Annotated in this window: 22 protein-coding genes; 11 read left to right on the forward strand and 11 right to left on the reverse strand. The window is 71.7% G+C overall.

The window, feature by feature from the left end; translation table 11 throughout:
* The first annotated feature begins 186 nt into the window (after positions 1 to 186).
* Entirely contained in the window at positions 187 to 1,788 is a 1,602-nt protein-coding gene (locus JYK02_RS12220; RefSeq protein WP_207051116.1) for a S8 family serine peptidase, read from the forward strand.
* Between the two features lie 80 nt (positions 1,789 to 1,868).
* Here the strand turns inward: JYK02_RS12220 and JYK02_RS12225 are convergent, their stop codons facing one another.
* The 3 genes from JYK02_RS12225 to JYK02_RS12235 all read right to left on the reverse strand — a co-directional run bounded on the left by JYK02_RS12225 (position 1,869) and on the right by JYK02_RS12235 (position 3,612).
* Positions 1,869 to 2,312, reverse strand: a complete 444-nt coding sequence (locus tag JYK02_RS12225; protein WP_207051117.1) for a CoA-binding protein — start codon at positions 2,310 to 2,312, stop codon at positions 1,869 to 1,871.
* A complete protein-coding gene (locus tag JYK02_RS12230) occupies positions 2,309 to 3,211 on the reverse strand; it encodes a hypothetical protein (protein ID WP_207051118.1) in 903 nt (300 codons plus the stop codon). The genes JYK02_RS12225 and JYK02_RS12230 overlap by 4 nt, the downstream gene beginning before the upstream one ends.
* Before the next feature lie 83 nt (positions 3,212 to 3,294).
* On the reverse strand, positions 3,295 to 3,612 hold the full coding sequence (locus tag JYK02_RS12235; RefSeq protein WP_207051119.1) for a DUF2795 domain-containing protein: 318 nt from the start codon (positions 3,610 to 3,612) through the stop codon (positions 3,295 to 3,297).
* 204 nt (positions 3,613 to 3,816) lie between these two features.
* Here JYK02_RS12235 and JYK02_RS12240 point away from each other — a divergent pair, with 204 nt between their 5' ends.
* The 4 genes from JYK02_RS12240 to JYK02_RS12255 all read left to right on the forward strand — a co-directional run bounded on the left by JYK02_RS12240 (position 3,817) and on the right by JYK02_RS12255 (position 7,199).
* Positions 3,817 to 5,418: a YiiX/YebB-like N1pC/P60 family cysteine hydrolase gene (locus JYK02_RS12240; RefSeq protein WP_207051120.1), complete on the forward strand. Its 1,602-nt coding sequence runs from the start codon at positions 3,817 to 3,819 to the stop codon at positions 5,416 to 5,418.
* 8 nt (positions 5,419 to 5,426) lie between these two features.
* The gene (locus tag JYK02_RS12245; protein WP_207051121.1) at positions 5,427 to 5,702 is read left to right on the forward strand and encodes a hypothetical protein; all 276 of its coding nucleotides are present in this window, start codon (positions 5,427 to 5,429) and stop codon (positions 5,700 to 5,702) included.
* Positions 5,703 to 5,787: 85 nt separating this feature from the next.
* Positions 5,788 to 6,612: a SirB1 family protein gene (locus JYK02_RS12250; protein ID WP_171421309.1), complete on the forward strand. Its 825-nt coding sequence runs from the start codon at positions 5,788 to 5,790 to the stop codon at positions 6,610 to 6,612.
* Between the two features lie 14 nt (positions 6,613 to 6,626).
* On the forward strand, positions 6,627 to 7,199 hold the full coding sequence (locus JYK02_RS12255) for an NUDIX hydrolase (protein WP_207051122.1): 573 nt from the start codon (positions 6,627 to 6,629) through the stop codon (positions 7,197 to 7,199).
* Here JYK02_RS12255 and moaC read toward each other — a convergent pair whose 3' ends face one another.
* From moaC to trxB, 3 genes are read right to left on the reverse strand one after another with little or no spacing between them, the layout of a single operon-like run.
* The gene (moaC, locus tag JYK02_RS12260) at positions 7,200 to 7,640 is read right to left on the reverse strand and encodes a cyclic pyranopterin monophosphate synthase MoaC (protein ID WP_347402473.1); all 441 of its coding nucleotides are present in this window, start codon (positions 7,638 to 7,640) and stop codon (positions 7,200 to 7,202) included.
* Complete coding sequence (locus JYK02_RS12265) at positions 7,637 to 8,824, reverse strand: trans-sulfuration enzyme family protein (RefSeq protein ID WP_207051123.1); 1,188 nt, start codon at positions 8,822 to 8,824, stop codon at positions 7,637 to 7,639. Before JYK02_RS12265 ends, moaC begins: the two co-directional genes overlap by 4 nt.
* A gap of 42 nt (positions 8,825 to 8,866) precedes the next feature.
* A complete protein-coding gene (gene trxB, locus JYK02_RS12270; RefSeq protein WP_207051124.1) occupies positions 8,867 to 9,832 on the reverse strand; it encodes a thioredoxin-disulfide reductase in 966 nt (321 codons plus the stop codon).
* An 81-nt stretch (positions 9,833 to 9,913) separates the two neighbouring features.
* Here trxB and JYK02_RS12275 point away from each other — a divergent pair, with 81 nt between their 5' ends.
* From JYK02_RS12275 to JYK02_RS12290, 4 genes are all read left to right on the forward strand, one after another.
* Positions 9,914 to 10,372, forward strand: coding sequence for a cyclic nucleotide-binding domain-containing protein (locus JYK02_RS12275; protein ID WP_207051125.1), 459 nt, complete (start codon positions 9,914 to 9,916; stop codon positions 10,370 to 10,372).
* A gap of 177 nt (positions 10,373 to 10,549) precedes the next feature.
* Entirely contained in the window at positions 10,550 to 11,320 is a 771-nt protein-coding gene (radC, locus tag JYK02_RS12280; protein WP_207051126.1) for a RadC family protein, read from the forward strand.
* Positions 11,320 to 11,580 (forward strand): DUF3006 domain-containing protein, encoded by a 261-nt coding sequence (locus tag JYK02_RS12285; protein ID WP_207055086.1) that lies wholly within the window; start codon positions 11,320 to 11,322, stop codon positions 11,578 to 11,580. The genes radC and JYK02_RS12285 overlap by 1 nt, the downstream gene beginning before the upstream one ends.
* A 52-nt stretch (positions 11,581 to 11,632) precedes the next feature.
* A complete protein-coding gene (locus JYK02_RS12290; protein WP_207051127.1) occupies positions 11,633 to 13,687 on the forward strand; it encodes a RecQ family ATP-dependent DNA helicase in 2,055 nt (684 codons plus the stop codon).
* On the opposite strand, the gene JYK02_RS12295 is transcribed toward JYK02_RS12290, so the two are convergent.
* Together JYK02_RS12295 and JYK02_RS12300 are read right to left on the reverse strand one after the other, a co-directional pair.
* On the reverse strand, positions 13,684 to 14,040 hold the full coding sequence (locus tag JYK02_RS12295; RefSeq protein WP_207055087.1) for a hypothetical protein: 357 nt from the start codon (positions 14,038 to 14,040) through the stop codon (positions 13,684 to 13,686). The genes JYK02_RS12290 and JYK02_RS12295 overlap by 4 nt on opposite strands.
* A gap of 52 nt (positions 14,041 to 14,092) precedes the next feature.
* Positions 14,093 to 17,857 (reverse strand): tetratricopeptide repeat protein, encoded by a 3,765-nt coding sequence (locus tag JYK02_RS12300; protein ID WP_207051128.1) that lies wholly within the window; start codon positions 17,855 to 17,857, stop codon positions 14,093 to 14,095.
* Between the two features lie 92 nt (positions 17,858 to 17,949).
* Here JYK02_RS12300 and JYK02_RS12305 point away from each other — a divergent pair, with 92 nt between their 5' ends.
* On the forward strand, positions 17,950 to 18,369 hold the full coding sequence (locus JYK02_RS12305) for a hypothetical protein (protein WP_207051129.1): 420 nt from the start codon (positions 17,950 to 17,952) through the stop codon (positions 18,367 to 18,369).
* 346 nt (positions 18,370 to 18,715) lie between these two features.
* Here the strand turns inward: JYK02_RS12305 and JYK02_RS12310 are convergent, their stop codons facing one another.
* Together JYK02_RS12310 and JYK02_RS12315 are read right to left on the reverse strand one after the other, a co-directional pair.
* Complete coding sequence (locus tag JYK02_RS12310; protein WP_207051130.1) at positions 18,716 to 19,678, reverse strand: NAD-dependent epimerase/dehydratase family protein; 963 nt, start codon at positions 19,676 to 19,678, stop codon at positions 18,716 to 18,718.
* On the reverse strand, positions 19,675 to 20,529 hold the full coding sequence (locus JYK02_RS12315; protein ID WP_120592868.1) for a lysophospholipid acyltransferase family protein: 855 nt from the start codon (positions 20,527 to 20,529) through the stop codon (positions 19,675 to 19,677). Before JYK02_RS12315 ends, JYK02_RS12310 begins: the two co-directional genes overlap by 4 nt.
* A 91-nt stretch (positions 20,530 to 20,620) precedes the next feature.
* Here JYK02_RS12315 and JYK02_RS12320 point away from each other — a divergent pair, with 91 nt between their 5' ends.
* Positions 20,621 to 22,051, forward strand: coding sequence for a DUF2252 family protein (locus JYK02_RS12320; protein ID WP_207051131.1), 1,431 nt, complete (start codon positions 20,621 to 20,623; stop codon positions 22,049 to 22,051).
* Here the strand turns inward: JYK02_RS12320 and JYK02_RS12325 are convergent, their stop codons facing one another.
* Entirely contained in the window at positions 22,052 to 22,999 is a 948-nt protein-coding gene (locus JYK02_RS12325) for a polysaccharide deacetylase family protein (protein WP_207051132.1), read from the reverse strand.
* Between the last annotated feature and the right edge of the window lie 12 nt (positions 23,000 to 23,011).

Here is a 23,011-nt window from a genome sequence, read left to right on the forward strand (position 1 = left end):
TGTCCGCCGAGCGGGCCCTGGCCCGGCCCCCCGTCCCCTTCGAGCAGAGCATCTGAGCGTCCTCGCACGCCCAACGCGTTCAACGAGGGCCGAATAAATCAACAGGACAGAAATAAAGGGATAGCCTGATTTAAATGACAGACCGGCGTGGCATGGTGGAGATGCTGTCCATCCCGGAGGAAGTCCATGCTGAAGTCGACGCTGTCCCTGCGCCCCCTGCGTGGCGCGGCCCTGGCTGTGTCCCTGCTGGCGTTGGCCCCCGCTGCTGGCGCCGCGCCGAAGCTGGCGCCGCGCGCGCTCCTCGCGAAGCCCACGGGGCGAGAGCTGCCCGCGGGCACGTTCGTGGAGCGGCTGGTGGTGAAGTTCCACGAGGGCAGCCACGTGCGCCTGCGCGGCGACGCACTGCGCGCCCTCGCTTCCGAGCGCAGCGCCGGCGAGCGGGAGCTCCTGTCCGGCCTGCGCCTGGACGACGCGCGCGTGGAGGCGGACATCGCGGAGGTGGGAGCGCTGCTGGATCGCGCGCCGCGCATCGGTTCGCTCACCCGCGTCTTCCAGGCCGAGGAGGCCGCGCTGGACGCGAGCAAGGCGTCCGGTGAGGCGAAGGGCGGCGAGCAGCTGGCGGACCTGAACCTGTACTTCGAAGTACCGCTCTTGCCCGGCACCACCGCGGACACCGTGGCGGACCTGGTGGCGGCGCTCAACCGCGTGGGCAGCGTGGAGACGGCCTACGCGGCGCCGCCCGCGGAGCCGGCGATGGTGAACTTCGCCATGGAGGCCGGGCTGCGCGCGCTGCTGTCCGCCGCGGACCTGCCGCCCACCACGCCGCTGTACCAGGCCAACCAGGGCTACCTGAACGCGGCGCCCTCCGGCGTCAACGCGACGTACGCGTGGACGCAGACGGGCGGCCGGGGCACCAACGTGAAGTTCGTGGACATCGAGGGTGGCTGGCGCACCACGCACGAGGACTTCCCCTCGTTCTTCCGCGTGGGCGGCACGCAGTACAACGACCTGGGCTGGCGCAACCACGGCACCGCGGTGCTGGGTGAGATTGTGGGCGCGTCCAACGGCTACGGCGTGACGGGCATCGCCAACGCGGCGCAGCCGGGCGTGGAGGCCATTGGCGCGCAGAGCGCCGCCAGCGCCATCACCAACGCGGCGGCGGCGGTGGGCGCGGGCGGCGTCATCCTCATCGAGCTGCACGCGGGCGGCCCCGCGGACGGCACGGCCTGCACGTGCAACACGTCCCAGTGCAACTACATCGCGATGGAGTACTGGCAGGACAACTACGACGCCATCCGCAACGCCACCGCCAACGGCGTCATCGTGGTGGAGGCCGCGGGCAACGGCAGCGCGAACCTGGACGCGGCGGCCTACGGCGGCCGGTTCAACCCGGCCACGCGTGACTCGGGCGCCATCCTCGTGGGTGCCAGCACCGCCACCACGCGCGTGCCCATGTGCTGGACGAACTTCGGCCAGCGCGTGAACGTGCACGGCTGGGGCGAGTCCGTCGTCACCACCGGCTACGGCGACCGCTTCGGCAGCGGCTACGGCGAGGACCAGTACTACACGTCCACCTTCAGCGGCACGTCCAGCGCGTCGCCCATCATCGTGGGCACCGCGGTCAGCGCCCAGGGCGTGGCGAAGGCCAACGGCCGGCTGCTGAACTCCGTGCAGATGCGCGGCCTGCTGCGCAACAACGGCACCGCCCAGGCCGCGGACTCGCGCCAGATTGGCCCGCTGCCGGACCTGGCGAAGGCCCTGCCCAAGGTCATCTCCGGCAACTACTGAAGCGTCACTCCAGGGCCGGCGACCTCCACGCGCGGCCCCGCGGCCCTCCGTGCCTTCGGGCGCGGAGGGCCGTTGTTTTTTCAGCGCCCGCTGTAGCGGCGGTGGTCCACCATCAGGCAGCGGTCCTGCACCACGCGGATGCCGGCGGCGGCCAGCTTCCGGGCCGCGTCGTCGTTGCGGATGCCGGACTGGAACCACACCGCCTTGGGCTTCTTCGCGATGATGTCGTCCACGTGCTGGTCGATGTCGCCGGGCCTGCGGAACACGTCCACCAGGTCGATGTCGCCCGGGATGTCCACGAGCCTGCGGTACACGGGCTTGCCGAGAATCACCTTCGCGTCCGGGTAGTAGACGGGCACCGGAACCACGTCCACGCCCGCCTTCGCCAGGTACTCCGGCACGTAGTACGCGGGCTGGGCGGAGTGGTCCTCCGTCTTGATGCCCAGCACCGCCACGCGCCTGGCTTCCTGCACCACGCGCTTCACACCCGCGTCGTCCTCGATGAGGTACTCGTCGTGGCTCATGGCCCTTCCTCCTGGAGCATTTCCGCCTGGGACTCGGTGGTGAGCGTCAGCGTGGCGCCCTTCTCCACCGCCTTCACCTTCAGCAGGCGGCGCACCGGGATGAACCGGCCGTACGCCACCACCTGCTCGCCTTCACACGTCACGCCCTTCGCAAGCTCCGGCGAACCGGCCTCCGTCCACGCGGCCCGCAGCTCCGCGGGCGCCTTGGCGGGCAGCGCGTCCAGGCACTTGAGCGACAGCACCACCGCGTCGCCGAACGTCGTGGGCCGCGTGCCCTCCACCGTGCGCTCCAGCAGGTAGGCGCGCTCCTCGCCGTCCACGGCCACGAAGTCCACCGCCCACGTGCGCTGGCCCTCCACCAGGTTGCGCTGCAGGAGGCCCGCGTACTTCGCCTCCCACTCGCGGCGCGCGCGCGTCTCCAGCGCCTCCGGGGTGAAGAAGCGCTCCACCTCCGGCAGGCCGGTGCCCTCGGGTGCTACCTGCCGCAGCGCCTCCTGCGCGGCCTCCGGGCCCACCAGCTTCACGAAGGTGCCGTCCGCCGCCAGTTGCATGCGCAGCGTGAAGCGCTCCAGCACGGCGCCGGACAGCGACGGCACGTCCTGTCCGTCATGCACCTGGCGCGGGGTGCGCACGGACTGGGCCACGCGCCAGCCGCCGTCGGACGGGGAGAAGCGCGTCTCGGTGGTGAACGCGGCCTCGTCGCGCACTTCCGGCTGGCCCTCGCGCTGGAGGGTGCGGGTGGCGCGCACGGATTCGGTGAGGAGGCGGTCCACGGGGGGCTTGAAGTCCAGACGCACCGGCGGAGGCAGCCCCGGCGCGGGGTTGAGCGGCGGATACCGGGACGTGCACCCGGCAGCCAGCGACAGCACGAGACAGCACCACGGGAGACCAGGACGCATGCGCTCGCGAACGCTGGCAGAAAGCCAGGGCGCCCGCGAGCGTCTTGCACCGTTCCGCTGAAGGAGTCACCGCGCGGGCGACACTACGGGTGGCGCGTCTCCCCGTTGGAGGCACCCTCGATGCGGTCGCGCCCGATGTTGCGGCGGTCGCGGTCCACGCCGTCGTCGTCCTTCAGGCCGTTCATCGCGAAGCGGCGCTCGGCCTCCGCCAGGTCGCGCAGCACGTGCTCGCGCAACATGTACTCCGTCTGCGGCAGGGACTTGAGGATGTTGATGATGTCGACCGGGGCCTCGCTGTCCGCGGCGGCCTCGACGAGTTCCTCACGCGTCGCCGGGTACTCCACCCCATCCAGATGCGGGGTGATGGAGCGCGCCGGATCCTCCGCCTTTCCGTAAGCCATCGTGCCTTCCACCTTTCTTGCGCCCGGGCGTCCATGCCCGAGCGTCCATCCACGGAACAACGTGGGGATGACGCCCGCCCCGGGCCACCCTGCCTCCCGGCTCCTCCTACGACGCCGGGCAGGCGAGGGACCGACCGCCTTGCCCGCGCGCGCTTCGGGGTAGAGTCTTCCGCCGCGCCTACGCCCGCCGGAGTCCTCACCCCGATGTCCGCCGCCTCCCTGCTCGCCGCCTGGCTCACGCTCGCCAGCCCCCCCGCCGGCCCGCCGTCCGCCGCCCCTCCGCCGCCCGCCGCCCAGGCCCCGCGCGACGTCTACGCGCTGGACGACGCGGCCTTCGTCGCCCAGGCCCGCCGCGACCTGGAGATGCTGCGCCAGGGCACCGAGGGCCTGCGCCGCCTGCGCGATGAGGCCTTCCGCGCCAGGGCGCTGTACCGGCGCGGCGAGGACGTGCCGTACACCCCGGACGAGAAGCAGCTCCTGGTGTCCACCTGGGCCGCCTTCTTCGACTGCTTCGTCTCCACGGAGGTGGTGCGCCAGCGCTACTGGGACTTCCTCACGGTGCCCGCCGTCACCCAGCCGAAGAAGCACGCCTGGGGCTTCCTCCTCACCCACGCGGCGCTCGCGGCGGAGCTGGCGCAGGGGATGGCCTTCGCGGACCTGGCCGGGGGACAGGCGCAACTGGAGGTGCTGCTGGACGAGCCCGGCCCCGAGTACGGCCTGCCCGCGCGCGCCTTCAGCCGCTTCAAGAAGAAGGTCGTCCACGTGGGCACCACCACGCAGCTCTTCACCGGCGACGGCTACCGCGCGACGCTGCACCCGGTGCTGGCGAGGTCCGGCGTGCTGAACGAGCCCGGCGTCCCCGCGCTCTTCCAGGCCATGCGCCAGGACAGCAGGACGGCCCGCACGCGCCTGCTGAAGCGCGGCCCGGTGCTCTTCGCCAAGGCCGCCGCGGACCTCACCCAGGACACGACGGCGCGCGCGGTGTTCCCGGTGCAGAAGACGGTGGCCGAGTGGATGGGCGACACGCGCGTGCACCGCTCGGGAAGGCCGCTCATCTCCCGCGAGCAGACGCTGGCGCTGCTGCCGCGCATGGCCCCGGGCGACGTGATGGTCGCGCGGCAGAACTGGTTCTTGTCCAACATCGGCCTGCCGGGCTTCTGGCCGCACGCGGAGCTGTACGTGGGCACCGCCCGGGAGCTGGCCCTGACCTTCGACGCGGACCCGGAGGTGAAGGCCTGGGTGGCCACGCTGCCCGGCCACCCGGAGACGTTCACCGGCCACCTGGCGAAGGCATTCCCCGCCAAGTGGGCGGAGTACACCGGCAAGGACTCCCATGGGGACCCCTTGCGCATCATCGAATCCATCAGCGAGGGCGTGAGCTTCACCGGCGTGGAGCACGGCATGCACGTGGACTACCTGGGCGTGCTGAGGCCCCGGGTGTCGCAGGTGGACAAGGCCCGCGCCATCCTGCGCGCCTTCACCTTCCAGGGCCGGCCGTACGACTTCAACTTCGACTTCTTCTCCGACCAGTCCCTGGTGTGCACGGAGCTGGTGTGGAAGTCCTACGCCCCGTCGAAGGACATGAAGGGCCTGGACATCCCCCTGGTGAGCGTGGCGGGGCGCAGGACGCTGCCGGCGAACGAAATCGTGCGCGTGTTCGACGCCGAGTATGGCCAGCCCGGCCGGCAGTTCGACTTCGTCGCCTTCCTGGACGGGCGGGAGGCCACGGGTGACGCCGTCGAAGCGAACGCCGAGGCCTTCCGTTACACCTACCGACGCATGAAATGGGACATCGCCCAGGAGTGAGGCAGCGCATGACGGAAGAGACAGCGAACGAGTTCCTGGCCCTGGCCTCTCCCCTCTACGAGCGGATGATTGCCCAGCAGCAGGCGAAGGTGCTGCGGCTGGCGCGCGAGGCGGTGCCCAACATCGGGCCGGAGGAACTGCGCAACCCGCACGACTTCCCCCAGCTCAAGGAGCACCCGTCCTTCGAGTTCGAGGACGGCATCCTGGCCGGGCTGATTTCCGCGCACATGGCCATCCGGGCGGAAATCAAGAGCCGCCTGCCCGCGTCGCCGCCGGGCGCATGACGCTCGGCTGCCTGCCTTTGCCGTGAGGAGCTTCCGTGGGTTACAGGTGCGCACCGTGAGTTTTCCCTCTGGATTCGGCCCGCCCCTGGCGCGCGAGCGGCTGGTGTCTTCCCTGGCCGCGGACCCGCCCCGGCTGGACCTGGCGGCCCTGGCCATCGCCACGCTGGGCCGTGAGGACCTGGACGCCCCGGCGTGTCTGCACACGCTGGACGCGCTCGCAGCCCGGGTGCAGGTGGAGGCGGAGCGCCTGCGCGAGAAGGGCGAGGCCCTGGCCCCCTTGCGCGCCCTGCGCCACGTGCTGGCGGACATCGAGGGCTTCCGGGGCAACGAGGACGACTACCACTCGCCGGACAACAGCTTCCTGGACCGGGTGCTGGAGCGGAAGGTGGGGCTGCCGATAACGCTGTCGGTGCTCTACCTGGAGGTGGCTCGCCGCGCGGGCATCCCGCTGTACGGCGTCCCCTTCCCCGGCCACTTCCTGGTGGCGTGCGACGCGGGCGACCACAAGCTGGTGATGGACCCCTTCCACCACGGCGACATCCTCACGGAGCACGGCTGCGAGGAGCTGCTCAAGCGCGTGGCGCCGCAGCTCAAGTTCGACCGGGCCATGCTCGCGCCCGCGCCGGTGGAGCTCATCGCGTACCGCATGCTGTCCAACCTGCGCCGCGTGTACCTGGGACGCGACGACAGCCAGCAGGGGCTGGCGGTGGTGGACCTGCTGTTGCTCCTGGCCCCGGACCACCCGGGTGAATTGCGCACGCGCGCGTCGCTGCTCACCACGATGGGCGCCTTCCGCGCCGCGCTGAAGGACGTGGAGCGGTGCCTGGAGCTGTCGCCGGACGCGCCGGACCGCGAGCGCCTGGAGCTGTCCGCGCGCGAGCTGCGCGAGCGGGCCGAGCTGCTCAACTGAAAGGGAACCCCCGCATGGCGTCCGAGTCACCCAAGTCCACAGTGAAGCCCTGGCCGCGCCTGCGCCGGGGGCTGGAGCACGACTTCACGGTGGTGAAGGTGCGCGAGGACGTGGTGGCGGACCCGCGCACGAACCTGGAGCACGGGCGCGTGCGGCTGGAGTGCGCGGACTGGGTGAACGTCATCGCGGTGACGAAGCAGGACGAGCTGGTGATGGTGCGCCAGTTCCGCTTCGGCATCGACGCGCCGACGCTGGAGGTCCCGGGCGGCGTCATCGACCCGGGAGAGGACCCGGCCACGGCCGCCGCGCGCGAGCTGGAGGAGGAGACGGGCTACCGCGCCGGACGCCTGGAGCCGCTGGGCGAGGTGCACCCCAACCCGGCCTTCCAGTCCAACCGGTGCTTCAGCTACCTGGCGCTCGACTGCGAGCGCGTGAGCGACGGGGACCCGGACGACGGCGAGGACATCGCGGTGGAGCTGTACCCGCGCGCGGCCCTGCCCCGGCTCATTTTGGAAGGCCACATCACGCACTCGCTGGTGGTGGTGGCCTTCTTCCTGGAGCGGCTGCGCGCGGAAGCGAAGCGCTGACTACGCCGGCTCGCGGTCCCAGGTGCCGGAGCGGCCGCCGGACTTGTGGTCCAGCTGCACCGCTTCGATGACCATGCCCCGGTCCACGCTCTTGCACATGTCATAGACGGTGAGCGCCGCCGCGCACGCGGCCGTGAGCGCCTCCATCTCCACGCCCGTGCGGTCCACCGTCTTCACGCGCGCGCGGATCTCCAGCCCCTCGTCCACCGGCTCCAGCGTCACGTCCACGCCCGCGAGCGCGATGGGGTGGCACAGGGGCACGAAGTCCGGGGTGCGCTTGGCGGCCATGATGCCGGCGAGGCGCGCCGCCGCGAGCACGTCGCCCTTCTCCACCTTGCCCGCCAGGATGCGCTCGCGCGTCTCCGGCAGCATCCGGAGGCGCGCGGTGGCCACCGCCACGCGGTCCGTCTTCGGCTTGTCGCCGACGTCCACCATCTTCACCGGCCGGCCCCCTTCGCCACCGCGGCGAGCAGGTCGTCCGCCACGTCGTCCGGGTCCTCCAGCCCCACGGACACGCGGATGAGGCTGTCGCGGATGCCCGCCTGGGCGCGCTCCTGGGGCGTCATCCGGCGGGCGCTGGCGCTGGCCGCGTGCATCACCAACGTGCCCACGTCCCCCAGCGACGGCCCGGGCTTGGCCACCCGCAGCGCCTCCAGGAACCGGTCGCCCTCCTTCTGCCCCGCGCCCTTGATTTCAAACGCCACCATGGGCCCGAAGCCGCCCTCCAGCACCCGCCCCGCCACCGCGTGGTCCGGATGGGAGGAGAGGCCCGGGTAGATGACCCGCTCCAGCAGCGGCGAGTCCGACAGCCGCTTCGCCACGTGGGCGGCGTGCTCGTTGTGGGCCTTCATGCGGACGGGCAGCGTGCGCAGGCCGCGCAGCGTGAGCCACGCCTCGAAGGGGCCCAGCACGTCGCCGGACAGGATGCGTGCGGACCGCAGCGGGTCGATGCGCGCCCTGGAGCCGCTCACCGTGCCGCCCAGCGCGTCGCTGTGGCCGTTGAGCCACTTGCTGGTGGACTGCACCGCGTAGTCCGCGCCCAGCTCCAGCGCGCGCTGGCCGTAGGGCGACGGGAAGGTCGCGTCCACCGCGAACACCGCCCCCGCGTCCTTGCAGGCCTGCGCGAGCGCGCGGATGTCCGGCACGCGCAACAGCGGGTTGGAGATGCTCTCCGCCAGCACCAGGCGCGGGCGCCACTCCCGGATGCGCGCGGGGGCGTCCGGGTCCGTCTGGTCCAGGGGACGCAGCTCCACGCCCCAGCGGGCGCACAGGTTCTTGTAGAGCGCCCGGGTGACGCCGTAGCCGTCCGTGGGCATCACCAGCACGTCCCCGGCCTTCCACGGCTGCGCGTCGAACAGCGAGCGCAGCGCCGCCATGCCGCTGGCGTACGCGACGCACGCCTCCGCACCCTCCAGCGCCGCCACGGCCTCCTCCAGCAGCGCGGCGTTGGGCGCGCTGATGCGGGCGTAGGCGTAGTCCTTGCCGTCCAGCGCGTCCGACAGGTCGTCGCTGCTGTCGAACCAGTTCACCGCCGCCGGGAAGATGGGCGGGATGACGGGCACGGCCTTGCTCCCGGTGAGCCGGGAGCCCGCGTGCACCGCCACCGTCTTCTGCTTCGTCTTCATGCGCGTGTCGTCTCGCTGGGGACGGAAGGAAATGGGGACTGACTACTCGCCGTGCTCGATGAGCCAGCGCTCCGCGTCGATGGCGGCCATGCAGCCGGTGCCCGCCGCGGTGATGGCCTGGCGGTAGTAGCTGTCCTGCACGTCGCCGCAGGCGAAGACGCCTTCGATGTTGGTGCGCGTGCTGCCCGGAATCGTCTTCAGGTAGCCGCCCTGGTGCGTCTCCAGGATGCCCTGGAACAGCTCCGTGTTCGGCGTGTGGCCGATGGCGACGAACAGGCCCTGCGCGTTGACGAGCTGGCTGTCACCCGTCTTGAGGTTGCGCACCACGGCGCCCGTCATGCCCTTCGCGTTGCCCACCACCTCCTCCACGGCGGAGTTCCACATGAAGGAGATCTTCGGGTTGTTGAGCGCGCGCTCCTGCATCACCTTGGACGCGCGCAGCGTGTCGCGGCGGTGGATGAGCGTGACGTGGTTGACGATCTTCGCCAGGTACGTGGCCTCTTCCATGGCCGTGTCGCCGCCGCCCACCACCAGCACGTCCTGCTTCTTGTAGAAGGCGCCGTCGCAGGTGGCGCACGCGGACACGCCGCGGTTCTTGTAGGTGTCCTCGCCCTTGACGCCCAGCCACTTGGCCGTGGCGCCCGTGGAGATGATGACCGTCTCCGAGCGCACCTGGATGCCGCTCTCGCTCTCCAGCAGGAAGGGCCGCTTGGAGAAGTCCACCTTGGTGATGTTCTCCATGTGGATGACGGTGTTGAAGCGCTCCGCCTGCTTCTGGAAGCGCTCCATCAGCTCCGGACCGGTGATGCCCTCCGGGAAGCCGGGGTAGTTCTCCACGTCGGTGGTGACCATGAGCTGGCCGCCCGGGACGCGCTGGGGGTGCTCCAGGGTGGGGCCGCCGGCGAACACCACGGGCTCCAGGTTGGCGCGCGCCGCGTAGATGGCGGCCGTGTAGCCCGCCGGGCCGGAACCGATGATGGTGACCTTCTGGATCTTGTCCTGCGACACGGCGCCTCCTGCGCTCATACGTTGACGGGCCCGGACGGTAACAGACGCCGCCGTCCTGGCCATGATACGAACCTGGACCCCATGGATGCCGCTGTCCTCAAGAAGGTTGCGCTCTTCGAGGGGTTGACCCAGGGCCAGCTCGCCAAGGTCGCCCGGATTGCCCAGCCGCGCACCCACGTGGCCGGTGATTACCTATTCCGGGAGGGTGACGCCGGCCAGGACATGTTCATCCTCGCCGACGGCAAGGTGCGCATTTCCAAATCCGTGCCGGGCATCGGGGAGGAGGCGCTCGCCATCCTCGAACCCGGCCAGTATTTCGGGGAGATGGCGGTCATCGAGGATTCACCCCGCTCCGCGGACGCCATCGCCCACACCTCGTGCACGGTGTGGGTCATCGAGCGCGCGAAGCTGGACCAACTGATGTTCACGGACAAGGACCTGGCCTACGTCCTCCTGTGGACGTTCGTCCGCACGCTGAGCGAGCGGCTTCGAGAGACGAACGACAAGATCAAGGCCTTCTTCGCCATCTCCCGCTTCTAGCCGCCCGCCGCGAGCTTCCTGCTTCCTCGCACGCCAGGAGTGCGGGTGGAGCATCGCTGTCCGTCCCGCCAAAGGGCCGCTTCGCGCGGGTCTGGACGGGCGCAAGCGCGGTGTCCGGGAGTGAACCCCGAAGGCACGTGCCTTGCTCAAGCCCGCCGTCGCGTGGACGGAGGCGGGATGGAACAAGGTGGAGAGGCGTGGGCGGAGCCGGGCGAAGGGGAAGCCACAGGTGGCAGGTCGGTGAGGGCGCGCGGTCCGGCGTTGCCGGGGTTGGGAGCCGCGCGCGAGCGCCTCTTCCGGCTGGGCGCGGAGGCCCTCACCGACCTGGAGCTCCTGGGGCTCTTGTGGACGGAGGGGCTGGGGGACGCGGCGGACGGCGTGGTCAGGGGCGGGCTCAAGGCGCTGGTGCAGGAGGATCCGCGCGTCCTGTGCGCGCGGCGGGGCGTGGGGCCGGCCCGCACGTCCCGGCTGCTGGCGGCGCTGGAGCTGGGACGGCGCGTGCAGCGCTCTCCGGAGAAGCGGCCCCGGCTGCGGAACCCGAAGGAGGTGCACGCGTACCTGGCGCCCACGCTGGCCGCCTTGCGGCGCGAGGTGTTCCACGTGCTGTGCTTCAACCCGCGCAACGTGCTGGTGCACGACGCGCGGGTGGCGGAAGGGACGCTGAGCGCGTGCCCGGTGGATCCGCGCGAGGTGTTCGCCGCGGTGCTCTCCGCGCGGGCCACGGCCATCGTGCTCGCGCACAACCATCCGTCGGGGGACCCGGAGCCCAGCGTCCAGGACGTGGGGCTCACGGAGCACCTGGCACGGGCGGCGGGGCTGCTGGGCGTGAAGCTGCTGGACCACGTCGTCGTGGGCGACAGCGCGTTCGTGTCGATGCTGGAGCGGGGCATCCTGCCGGACAGCGAGCGGGAGGGCCGGCGCAGGTGCGTCACGGGCGGGGGCTGGTGATGGGGGCGGGCGTGCTGCTGGCGCTGGGGGCAAGCCCCGTGCGCGTGGAGGTGCTGGAGGACACGCGGGCCCAGGTGGTGCGGACCGACGGAGGGCAGGCGTGCACGGTGGAGCGCTGGCGGCTGCCGCAGGGCGCGCGCGAGGGGGACGTCGTCGTGGACGGCCGCCTGGACCCGGAGCGGACGGAGGCGCTGCGGCGGGAGGTGGCGCGGAAACGGGCCGCGCTGGCGGTTCCCCTTCCTCCGGGCCTTGAGCTGTGAGGTGGGGGCACCGGTGCCCACGGAGGGGATTGGCGTTGACGGCCGATCCAGGATGGTGAACATGCGCGCGATGACGGAGTCCCTGCCCTTCCTTGAAGATGCCCAGCAGGGACTGGTGCGGCACTTCGGCCTGTCGGAGTTCCGCCCCGGCCAGGCGCCCGTCATCAACTCCGTCCTCAGCGGCCGCAACACCGTGGTGGTGATGCCCACGGGCGCCGGCAAGAGCCTGTGCTACCAGCTCCCGGCGCTGCTCTTGCCGGGCATCACGCTGGTGGTGTCACCGCTCATCGCGCTGATGAAGGACCAGGTGGAGCAGCTCACCGCGAAGGGCATTCCGGCCACGTACATCAACTCGTCGCTGTCGGACGTGGAGCGGGCGGACCGCCTGCGCAAGCTGCGCGCCCGCGAGTACAAGCTGCTCTACGTGGCGCCGGAGCGCTTCCGCAGTGGAAGCTTCCTGGAGCTGGTGTCCGGGCTGGGCGTCGAGCTGTTCGCCGTGGACGAGGCGCACTGCATCTCCCAGTGGGGCCATGACTTCCGGCCGGACTACGCGCTGCTGGGCCAGGTGCGGAAGCGGCTGCGGCCCCCGCGCACGGTGGCCCTCACCGCCACCGCGACGCCGGAGGTGCGCGAGGACATCGTCCGCGTGCTGCTGATGAAGGACCCGGCGGTCTTCGCCCAGGGGTTCGACCGGCCCAACCTCTTCCTGGACGTGGTGAACGTCAGCGGGGACGAGGAGCGCCGGGACGCGTGCGCCAGTCTGGCGGCGAAGGGCGGCAGCGGCATCATCTACTGCTCCACGCGCAAGGCGGCGGAAGGGATGCACTCCGCGCTGGTCACGCGCAAGGTGAACGCGGTGCTGTACCACGCGGGCATGGAGGACGACGCCCGCCGCCGCGCGCAGGACGACTTCATGTCCGCGAAGGAGGCGGTGGCGGTGGCCACCAACGCCTTCGGCATGGGCATCGACAAGCCGGACATCCGCTTCGTCGCGCACGCCAACATTCCCCGGGCGGTGGAGGCGTACTACCAGGAGATTGGCCGCGCGGGCCGCGACGGCAACCCCGCCACCGCGGTGCTCCTGTTCAACCACGCGGACGTGTACACGCAGGAGCGCCTCATCGAGAGCAGCCACCCGTCCGAGGCCGTGCTGTCGGACATCTGGGCGCAGCTGCAGGCCGTGGAGGAGTTCGACCGGGGCGTGCATGCGCTCGCGGGCATGGTGGGCGCCAGCGAGTTCGAGGTCTCCGCCGCGCTCAAGATTTTCGAGCGCGAGGGCAAGCTGGAGCGCGGTGGCCGGGGTGAGGGCGAGTACGGCATCACGCTGACGGACAAGGCCGCCAGCGCCCAGCCGCACGCGGCGGAATCGCAGCGGCTGTTGCGCTCGCTGCTGGAGACCTTCCCCGTGGGACGGCAGGCCACCACGGAGCTGCCCATCCTCGCGCGGCGCACGGGGCTCACGGAGGACGACGTCCGGCATGCGCTGGGCCTGCTGGAGAAGTCCGGCGTGGTGCGGGTGCGCAGGCCGTTCGCGGGGCGCTCCATCCGCGCGCTGGAGCGCGTGCCGTTCCGCGAGCTGACGGTGGACCTGTCCCGCGTGCGCGAGCAGGAGCGGCTCAACCGGCTGATGCTCAAGCGGATGGCGGACTACGCGTACACGCCGACGTGCCGGCGCGCGTTCATCCTGCGCTACTTCGGGCAGGCGGACGCGGCGGCGGTGTGCGGAAAGTGCGACCGGTGCGCGGGCAGCATGATGCCCAAGCCCTCCGGTTCCTCCTCGCGCTCCGCGCCGGCCGCGTCCGGGGCGCCGGTGATGGTGTACAGCGAGCTTGCGTCCACGGAGCTGCGCCGCTGGCGCAAGGACCTGGCGAAGGACCTGGGCATCGCGCCCTTCATCATCTTCAACGACGCGACGCTGCTGGGGCTGGCCGCCGCGCTGCCGGTGGACCGGGAGTCGTTCCTCGCGGTGAAGGGCACCGGGGAGAGCCGCTGGGAGCGCTTCGGCCCCAAGGTGGTGGACATCTGCCTGATGGCGCGCGCGGCGGGCCACGAGCCGCAGGCGGCGCCCGTGGCCCCTCGCATCCGCAAGGCGAAGTCGCGCCGCTAGGCGTCCCGGCCTGGGCCCGGCGGCGGGCCGTCACCACCTCCGCGGGTGGCGCGCATGAGCGTCCACCGCAGCACGCCCATGATGGCGCCCACCACCAGGGCGAGCAGGAAGATGACCGCCACGGTGACGACGCCGAAGACGACGCGCACCCCCAGGTCGGTGATGCGGCCGGTGAAGTACGCCGCGCGCAGCGGCTCCATCGTGTGCGTCAGCTCCAGCGCCCGCGCCGGCAGCGAGTCGAGCGCCATGGAGAGCCGCTCGAAGAAGGGCGCGTGGTACCGCCGCCGGATGGACTCCACGACGATGCCCGTCAGCAGGTAGAGCACGGACAGCAGGAAGGCATTGCCCCACATGACCTTCAGCAGGGGGGAGGACGGGGGCCGCTGCTCGCTCACGTCCACCACGCTAGCGCGACGCCCGGCGCTTGAGGAGCGGAAGGGCCTTCTTCACCCGGTTCGCCTCCGGAGCCCCCCCGGCGAGCTTCAGGAAGGCCTCGTAGGCCTCCACCGCCCGGGGCAGCTCCGAGGACTCGCGCACCAGCACGTCCGCCAGCGCCAGGTGGGCCAGGCCGTCCGTGGGCTCCAGCTCCACGGCCTTGGCCAGCGCCTCGCGGGCGGGGGCCTCCTGCCGCTGCTTGAAGGCCACCAGTCCCAGGGCCAGGTACGCACGCCCGTTGTAGGGGGCAAGCCGCACGGCCTCGTCCGCCGCCGCGCGGGCCTCCTTCACGGCTCCGGCGCCCAGGAGCACCCGTGCCAGCGTCACCTGGGCGAAGGCCTTGTCCCAGACGGTGGGCGCCTTGTCGGCCAGGTCCTGCAGCGTGCGCGCCGCGCCGCGTCCACCGCCCGGCAGCTGCGTGTACAGCTCGCCCACGCGGCCGCACGTCGCGTCCGGCCCCTCGCGCCGCGCCGCCGCGAAGGCCGCGTCCGCGCTCTCCACCTGCCCCTGGCGCAGGAACGCCTGGGCGATTTCGCAGAAGGTGTCCGGGTCCTTGGAGTCCAGCTTGTTGGCGCGCTCCAGCGCCGCGAAGCCGCCCTTCGCGTCGCCGTTGGCGAACAGGAGCGCCGCGCGCAGCCGCTGCCCTTCCGCGTCGTCCGGCGCCAGCTTCACCGCGCGGCCCGACGCGCCCTCCGCCTCCTTGCGGCGGCCGGACTGGTACAGCGCCAGCGCGAAGCCCTTGTGCGCGGCCGCGTTGCCCGGGTTGTCCAGCTGCCAGGCCTCGAACTGCTTCAGCGCATCCGGAGTCCGGCCCAGCGCCAGCAGCGTGCGGCCCAGGGCGTCGCGCGCCTCGCCGTGCGCGCCGTTGCGCTCCACCGCCTGCGTCAGCGGCTTGAGCGCCATGTCCGGCAGGCCGCGCGACAGGAGCAGCCGCCCCAGCGAGCACGCGCCCTCGTAGTCGCGCGGGTCCTTCAGCGCCTCGTCGAACTGCGCCTGCGCCTTGTCGAGCGCGCGCTCGCGCCAGTACACCTGTCCCAGCGCCACGCGCAGGTCCGTGCGGGGCTTCTTGGCCACCGCCTTCTCCAGCACGTCGCGCGCCTGGGCGGCGTTGCCCTCGTTCGCGTCCGCCAGCGCCAGCCACGCGACGGCCTCCGGCGGGTAGCGGTCGTTCACGCGCGTCTTGCCCAGCTCCACGCGGGCGCGCTTCCAGTCCCCGAGCCGCGCGTAGGCAGCACCGCGAACCAGCGACACCTTGCGGCCGCCGTCCGCCTCCAGCCGCTGGAGCGCTTCCTTCTCGCGGTCGCGGTCCAGCAGCGTGCGCCCCAGGCCCTCCTTCGCGGCCTCGCTCTTGGGCTGCAGCTTCAGCGCGGCCTCGTAGGCCTGCTGCGCGGCCTCCAGCTTGCCCGCCGCGCGGCCCGCGGCCCCGAGCGCCAGCTGGAAGTCCATGGCCAGCGGCCCCTGCGTGCCCTTGGAGAGCATCGCGCGCGCTTCCTCGTACTTGCCCAGCGCGGACAACAGCTCGCCGTGCACCAGCTGCTGGCGGGGCTGGAGCGCGGGCGGCAGCTTCGGGTCCTGCGCGAGCGGCGCCACGTCCGCCAGCGCCGCGTCCAGGTCCTGCTCCAGCGCGAGCCGGCTCTCGGCCATCCCGATGCGGGCGGCCGGGTGCTCCTTGGAGACCTCGCGCGCGCGCTTGAACATCTCCAGCGCCTGCGGGAAGTCCTCGGAGGCGAGGTAGTAGTCGCCCAGCGACACCAGCGCGCGGACGTTGCCCGGGGACGCCTTGAGCGCACGGTCGAAGCGGTCCAGGGCCTTCTTCTCGTCCTTGGCGGCGATGAGCAGGCTGCCCGCGAGCGCGTGCACCTCCGTCACGTCGTCCTGCGACGCGAGCAGCGCGCGGCGCGAGGCCTCGCGGCCCCGGTCGTCGGCGACGAGCGCATTGGTGGCCAGCACCAGGCCGTTGAAGCCCTCCTTCACGCCCGGCTTCTCCAGCGCCTCCAGCGCGAGCCGGCGGTCGTCGGCGTTGGCGCCGTGGTCCAGGTAGCGCAGCGCGTGCGCGTAGCCCGCGAGCGCCCACGCGGCGGGGCTCGCTTCGTCCATGTCACGCGCGCGGTCGAGCTGGCGGAGCGCCTCGTCCAGCGACGCCCCCGTGTCCTGCGCGATGGCGCGCTTCGAGAGTTCCAGCGTCTCCGACAGCGTCTGGCCGCCCTGGCGGGAGCGGTAGAGGATGAAGAAGCCGGCGCTCGCGCCCAGGAAGATGAGGGCCACGAAGAGGGCCACGGTCTTCGCGCCGTATCGCTCGAGGAGGGACTGCTTCGCCCGCTCCTTGGCGATCTTCTCGTGCATCTCGCGCTCGTACTTCGCCGCGAGCGCCTCCGTGTCCTTCGCGTTCGCCGCCGCCTTGTTGCGCGCCGCGGCCGCCGCCAGCTCCGTCGCATCCGGGATGTCGTCCAGCAGCGAGCGCTTGCCGCCCGCCCCCGACGACGCCACCGGAGCCGGCCTCATCGGCACGGTCGCGCGGGCCCGAGCTGCCTCGGGAGGAGGAAGGTCCCCGAGCAGTCCCCCACTCTGCGACGCGGGTTCTTCCGCCGGGGCGTCCGGCAGGTCCGCCAGCATCCCGGACTTGCGCCCACGACCAGAGGCACCCTGCGCGGACTCGGAAGCGGCACCCGCGCCCGGATCCGTCGGAGCACCGTCCGTCGCGTCGCCCGCGGAGGCCTCCGAGCCCGCGCCCGAAGCGTCACCGCGAGCCTCAAGGCCGCGTCCCGAACCGGGCTCCTGGCCCGCGTCCGAGGAGCCATCACCGGGTTCCTGGCCCGGATCCGAAGGTCCACCACGGGCCGCGCGACCGCGTCCCGCACCGGATCCATTACCCGAATCCGCTCCGGCCTCCGACGCCACGCGCTGCCGCCCCGAACCCGGCTCCTGCCCCGGATCCGACGGGCCACCGCTGGCCACACGACCGGATCCGTCGCCCGGATCCGCGCCAGCGTCCGGCGCGCTCTCGCGCTGATCATCCGCCGCGGACGGACCACCCGCATCCACCGAACCATCGCGCCGAGCATCCTCCGGCACCGGCGTTCCGGAAGGCGCGGTCGGCCCTCCGTGCGCCTCCACGGATCCGACGCGAGCAGCCGCGTGCGCATCCACTCCACCCGCTGGGGTCTCCGTCCTCGCGGAACGGCGCGGCTCCAGGCCCGCCGCAGCGGCGGCACGCGCCTCGAACGCGGACGGGGCTGCTTCCGCACCCGGCGCTTCCGGCGTCTCTTCCTCCGGCGCCGCCGCCGGGGTCCCCAGGATGCCCAGGTCCTCGAAGATGGGCGCAGGGCCGCCGGACAGCGCCTGCTGGGCCTGATCCAACCACTGCTTCACGCGCCCGTTGTTGGGCTGCAGCGCCACGGCCTTGCGCAGAATCGGCAGCGCGGAGCGGTACAGCCCGCGCTGCAGGAGCACGTCGCCAATGAGGTTGTAGGCGTACGGGTTGTCCCGCTCGATGGCGATGGCTTGGTCGAACTGCTCCATCGCCTCCGCGGGCCGCCCCAGCTGGATGAGGGCCTTGCCCCACAGCACCCGCCCCACGGTGGACGTGGGGTGGTGGGAGATGCCCTGCGTACACACCTCGATGGTGCGCGCCGCGTCTCCCTTCTCCAGCAGCGCCTTCGCCAGCTCCACGAAGACGGAAGAGGTCGGGTCCTGCCGGAGGAGCTGCTCGTAACGCTCCACCATCGACTTGGCCATGTTGAGTCGCGACTCCGGTGCGCTAAGCGGGGGAGCGCGGACCATACCACTGCCCTCGTCCGTTCCGCCCAGCGGCTGCTAGCGTCGCGCGCATGAAACGCCTGCCTGCCCTGATGGTCGCCCTGGTCCTCGGTGGGGCGTGTGCCCACACGCCGCCCAAGTCGGACCTGGAAGAGCTCCGCCCCGTCGTGGAGGGCTTCCACAAGAACCTGCGCTGGAGGAACTACCGCGCCCTGTCCGGCTTCCTCGTCCCCGAGGAGCGCAAGGACTTCGAGCGCCAGCGCCGCGAACTCCACGACGAGCGCGACCTCACCGTCACCGACTTCGAAATCGAGGACGTGAAGCTCGCCGAGGACGGCCGCCGCGCCACCGTCCACAGCCGCATCCAGTGGATGCGCCTGCCCTCCGTCTCCGAGCAGACCGACACCGTCACCTCGGAGTTCGTCTTCCGGGACGGCGTCTGGCTGCTGGAGAAGCAGCACGACGGTCCCTTCGCAGGCGAGCTGGAGTAGGCGCCCCTACCCCGCAAAAAAATCGCCCACCGTCTCGGGGCCGGCCGAGACGATGGGCGTCGAGGGTTCCCCAATGGAACCCCCTACCAGGGTGACGATGTCGCGCGGTACTTCCGGCCCGCTGCGACTTCGCCGTGTTGCCTGGTCTCTAGAGCAATGCTGGTGCCAACCTTCGAGCCCCCCTGCCCCACCCCGGGTTCCCACGGGAAATCAGGCACTTAACCCACCTCACTCCCCGGCTCCGCCGTCCCATGCCTGACAGTCCTGTCAGGCCCTCCCTGCCATGGCGCCACGTTCCCCCTGACATGGCTGTCAGGGAACTGACGGCGGGCCCCATGAAAAGCCGCTACTCGCCGATGACGGAGCGGATGGTGTCCCGCATGGAGTGCTGGGCCTTCCAGCCCACGTCCTGGACCCAGCGGTTGCCGTCCACGGCGCAGAGGAACTGGATGTGGTCCAGCTCCGGCGGCGGGAAGTTGGCCAGCCGGTAGCGGAACATCAGGCCCAACAGCGGCCGGGCCACCGGGTGCGGCACGGGGATGGGGGTGTGGCCCAGCTCGCGCAGCACCGCGGACAGGGGCACCTGGCCGGGGCCGACGACGTTGTAGACGCCCTTGGGCTCCGGGCGCAGGGCCTCCATCATGGCGCGGGCCACGTCCTCCACGTGGATGAGCTGCACCATGGGGTCGAAGCCCGCCATGGTCCACGGGTAGCGCAGGCGCAGGTAGTGGGACGGCGCGTTCTTGATGGTGGGCCCGACGATGTGGACGGGCCGCAGGATGACCGTCTCGATGTCGGGGTGCTTCCAGAAGAAGCTGTGCGCCAGCATGTCCACTTCGATGAGGTCGCGCACGCCGGAGAAGCGGCTGGCGGCCATCAGCGGCGCGTCCTCCGTGAGGAAGTTGGAGTTGTCCGGGCTGGGGCCGTAGACGTTGGCCGAGGACAGCACCACCACCTTCTTCACGCCGTACTTCGCGCAGTACTCCAGCAGGCGCGTGGTCCCCACGACGTTGAACGAGTGGTGCTCCTCCTCGCTCATGCGCGGGTCATGCATGATGCCCATGTGGATGACGGCGCGGATCTCGTTCTTGCGGAAGACGTCCTCCGCCTTCTTCTTGCGCAGGTCCAGCTGGTGCATCTCGACGTCCTTCGGCTTGCCCACGAAGGGGCGCCGGTCGATGCCGATGATGCGCTCGCGCTTGTGCAGCTGCTTCGCCAGCGTGCGGCCCAGGTTGCCGCTGATGCCGGTGACGACCACCGCCGGGCGCTTGTCCGCGACGGTGTCCTTCTCCTCGGTGGAAGCGCTCACCAGAACACCCCCCGGCGTTCCTTGAGGCCCTGGTGCAGCATCGCCTGGATGGAGGCCTTCACGGTGCGCACCTTCTTGTCCAGCTCGCTGTCCTCGTCGTCCGCGCGGCCGGTGAAGTGGAGCGCGTCTCCGAAGTAGATGCGGTACTTCGTGGGCAGCGGGAAGGGCGTGCCCGTGGGGGTGATGGGGAAGGACGGGAAGCCCAGGAGCTTCGCCACCGGCTTGAGGTTCATCAGCGCGGGGGCCTGCTCCTCCGCGCCCACCACGGCGATGGGCACGATGGGCGTGTTCGTCTCCAGCGCCAGCCGCATGAAGCCCAGGCCGAACTCCTGGAGCTGGTAGCGCTGGGGCCAGAGCTTGTTGAGCCCGCGCGTCCCTTCCGGGAACACGAGGATGGCCTCCTCCGCCTCCAGCAGCCGCCGGCAGTTCTCCGGCGTGCCGACAATCTGCCCCACGCGCGCCATGAACGTGGAGACGTACGGCAGGGACGGCACCCACTTCTCCACCATGCTGCGGATGGCGCGCGGCGGGTTGCCCTCCACCATCAGGGCAATGCCAATCATCGCGCCGTCCAGGGGCAATTGGCCGGAGTGGTTGGACACCAGCAGCACCCGTCCCGCGGGGATGCGGTCCGCGCCGTAGGCCTCCACCCTGAAGTAGTGGCGGTAGAGCCACATGAACGGGGCGATGGCGGCCAGGCTGTAGTCCAGGTTGAACCCGAACGGGTCCACCCCGTACTCGTTCTCCGTCCGGGCCAGGGCCTGGAGTTGGTCGGACTGCTGCTCGCCGGCCATGCGCTCGGTCCAGCCGCGCAGGCCCTTCTTCACCTTGTCGCTGAAACGCTCCAGCATGGGCTGGCTCCTTAGCACCCCGGCATGCACGCCGGGAGTGCGCCGACAACCCGCGAACGCCTTCTGACGATAATCCGCCGGAAGGTCCCCCATGCGCATCCCGCCCAAGCCCTCGCCCTCCTCCCGGACGTCCGTCCCCGGCTCCACCGTGGCCGCCACCGTGCTGACGCTCGCCTCCGGGGCCTCGGCGGGGCGGCTGCCGTCCCACGTCAGCGACTTCCAGCCCCAGGCCACCACGTCACGGACGGGCAACGCCGTGGCGCTGAACGCGCCAGCGCCCAAGGGGGCCCGGGCGTCCGGACTGGACCGCGAGCCCGCCCAGGCGGTGGCCTTCGTGCGCGACTTCAACGCGCGCCTGGACCTGCCGCCCGCGCGCCTGAAGGAGAAGCTGGCGCAGATGCGTGAGAGCCCCTCCGCCATGTTCCGCGCCATGCCCGCCCTGTTCCACGCGGACCTGCGCGGTCCGTACGCGCAGGAGGCTCGGCTGACGGACCGGACGCCGCCGGACATCCGGGTGGTGGGCGACGCGCACGTGGGCAACCTGGGCACGTTCCGGGGCCCGGACGGCAAGGCGGTGTGGGGGCTCAACGACTTCGACCAGACGGGCACGGCGTCGCCGGAGGCGGACCTCACGCGCCTGGCCACCAGCGCCGTCCTCACCGCGCGCGAGGCGGGCCTGTCCTCCAGCGAGCAGGCCAAGGTGGTGGAGGCGCTCGCGAAGAACTACTTCGAGACGCTGGAGCTGCTGGCGGACGGCGACGCGAACCCCGGGGCCTTCCTGGACAAGAAGGAGTCCTCCGGCGCGGTGAAGGACCTCATCGGGAAGGCGCGCGACACGTCCGCGAAGGACCTGCTGTCCAAGTACGTGAAGCTGGATGGCGCGAAGGGCCCCCACTTCCTCAAGTCGGACACGCTCAAGCCGCTGGACGCGGAGCAGAAGACGGCGGTGCGCACGGCGCTGGCCTCCTACGAGAAGACGCTGGACGGCACGGAGGGCGTGGCCGTGCCCCTCAAGATCTTGGACCTGGCCGCGCGGCTGGACGCGGGCGGCAGCAGCTACGGCCTGGAGCGCGACTACGTGCTCGTGGGCGCGGCGGATCCGAAGGCGCCGCCCGTGCTGCTGGAGCTGAAGGAGCTGCTCGCCTCCGGGGTGACGTCGCCGCCGGTGCCCGCGAACGGCGCGGACGTGGTGAAGGCGCAAGAGGAGCTGGGCGGCGCGGTGAACCCGCTCACGGGCGCGGTGGACATGGGCGGCCGGGCCTTCCTCGTGCGCGAGGTGGAGCCGGAGAAGGACAAGCTGGACGACGCGGTGCTCGGGAAGAAGAAGGCGCTGCGCTCCACCTTCGAGCAGGCCGGCGTCGTGCTGGCCCGGGCCCACGGCAACACGCAGGCGCAGGCCGCGCGCCTGGAGGACTGGGTGGGCGGCGACGCGAAGGGCGCCACGAAGCGGCTGGTCACCTTCGCGCAGGCCTACGCGGATCAGGCGGAAGCGGACTGGAAGGCGCTGAAGGCCGCGCGCTGATCAGAGCGCCGCGGAGAGCTGTCCCGCCGCGTCGCGCAGGGTGACGACGTCGAAGTCATCCTTGAGCCACTGGAAGATGCTGCGCAGCCGCTCCTGCTTCTTCGAGGCGCTCACGCGCAGGTCGCGCTGCTGGCGCACGAGCTCCGGCGGGATGCCGTCCGTGGCGTCCAGCACGTCGACGCCGTGCAGCTCGAAGTTGAAGAAGGCGTCCGCCCGGCACGTGCGGTACGCGGCGCGCATCGTCCCGCGAGGCAGCGTCGTCGCGAACGTGCCGATGAACGGGAAGCGCACCACCGGCGTCACCGTCATGGGCAGCTCCAGCACCGCCCCCGAGCCACGACGGTAGGGCTGCGCGGGATCCGGTCGGTACGGAACCCGTGGCGCCAGCAGCACGCGCGGGGTGTCCAGCACGGAGCGAGACGGCCGCCCCAGCGCCGCGAGCGCCCCCATCACCGCCGCCTTCGCCGCGTAGTACGGCGCCGCCGGGAACGCGGAGGACCCGTACTGGTACCCCTGCGCCACGGTGGCCGCGTACAGGTCCGCGTTCAGCGTGTAGCCCGGAGCGCGAAAGCCCACGGGCCGCACGCCCACGGCCTTCTCAATGGCCGCGTCCGCGCGCCCCAGGTCCTCCGCGATGGCGGCGGGCCCGCGCCGGGTCAGCGCGTAGTCATGCGCGTGGCTGTGGCTGGCAATCTCCACGCCCGCGGCGTGGGCGCGCCGCATGCCGTCCGCCGCGCCGGGGTCCGACTCCAGGTCCTCGCCGATGACGAAGAACGTCCCCGGCACGCCGACCTGCGCGAACAGCTCCAGGAAGCGCGGCACCGCCACGCGGTGGATGAGCGTCCGCGCGCGCTCGTCGAGCAGCGACTCCGGGAGCCCGTGGATCCGGCAGTAGTGCGGCAGCGAATCCAGGTCGACGGAGATGGACGCCAGTCGCGCTGCCGTCATGGGGCAACCCTC

The sequence above is a fragment of the Corallococcus macrosporus genome, assembly GCF_017302985.1.
In the GTDB taxonomy this organism is placed as follows: Bacteria; Myxococcota; Myxococcia; order Myxococcales; family Myxococcaceae; genus Corallococcus; species Corallococcus macrosporus_A.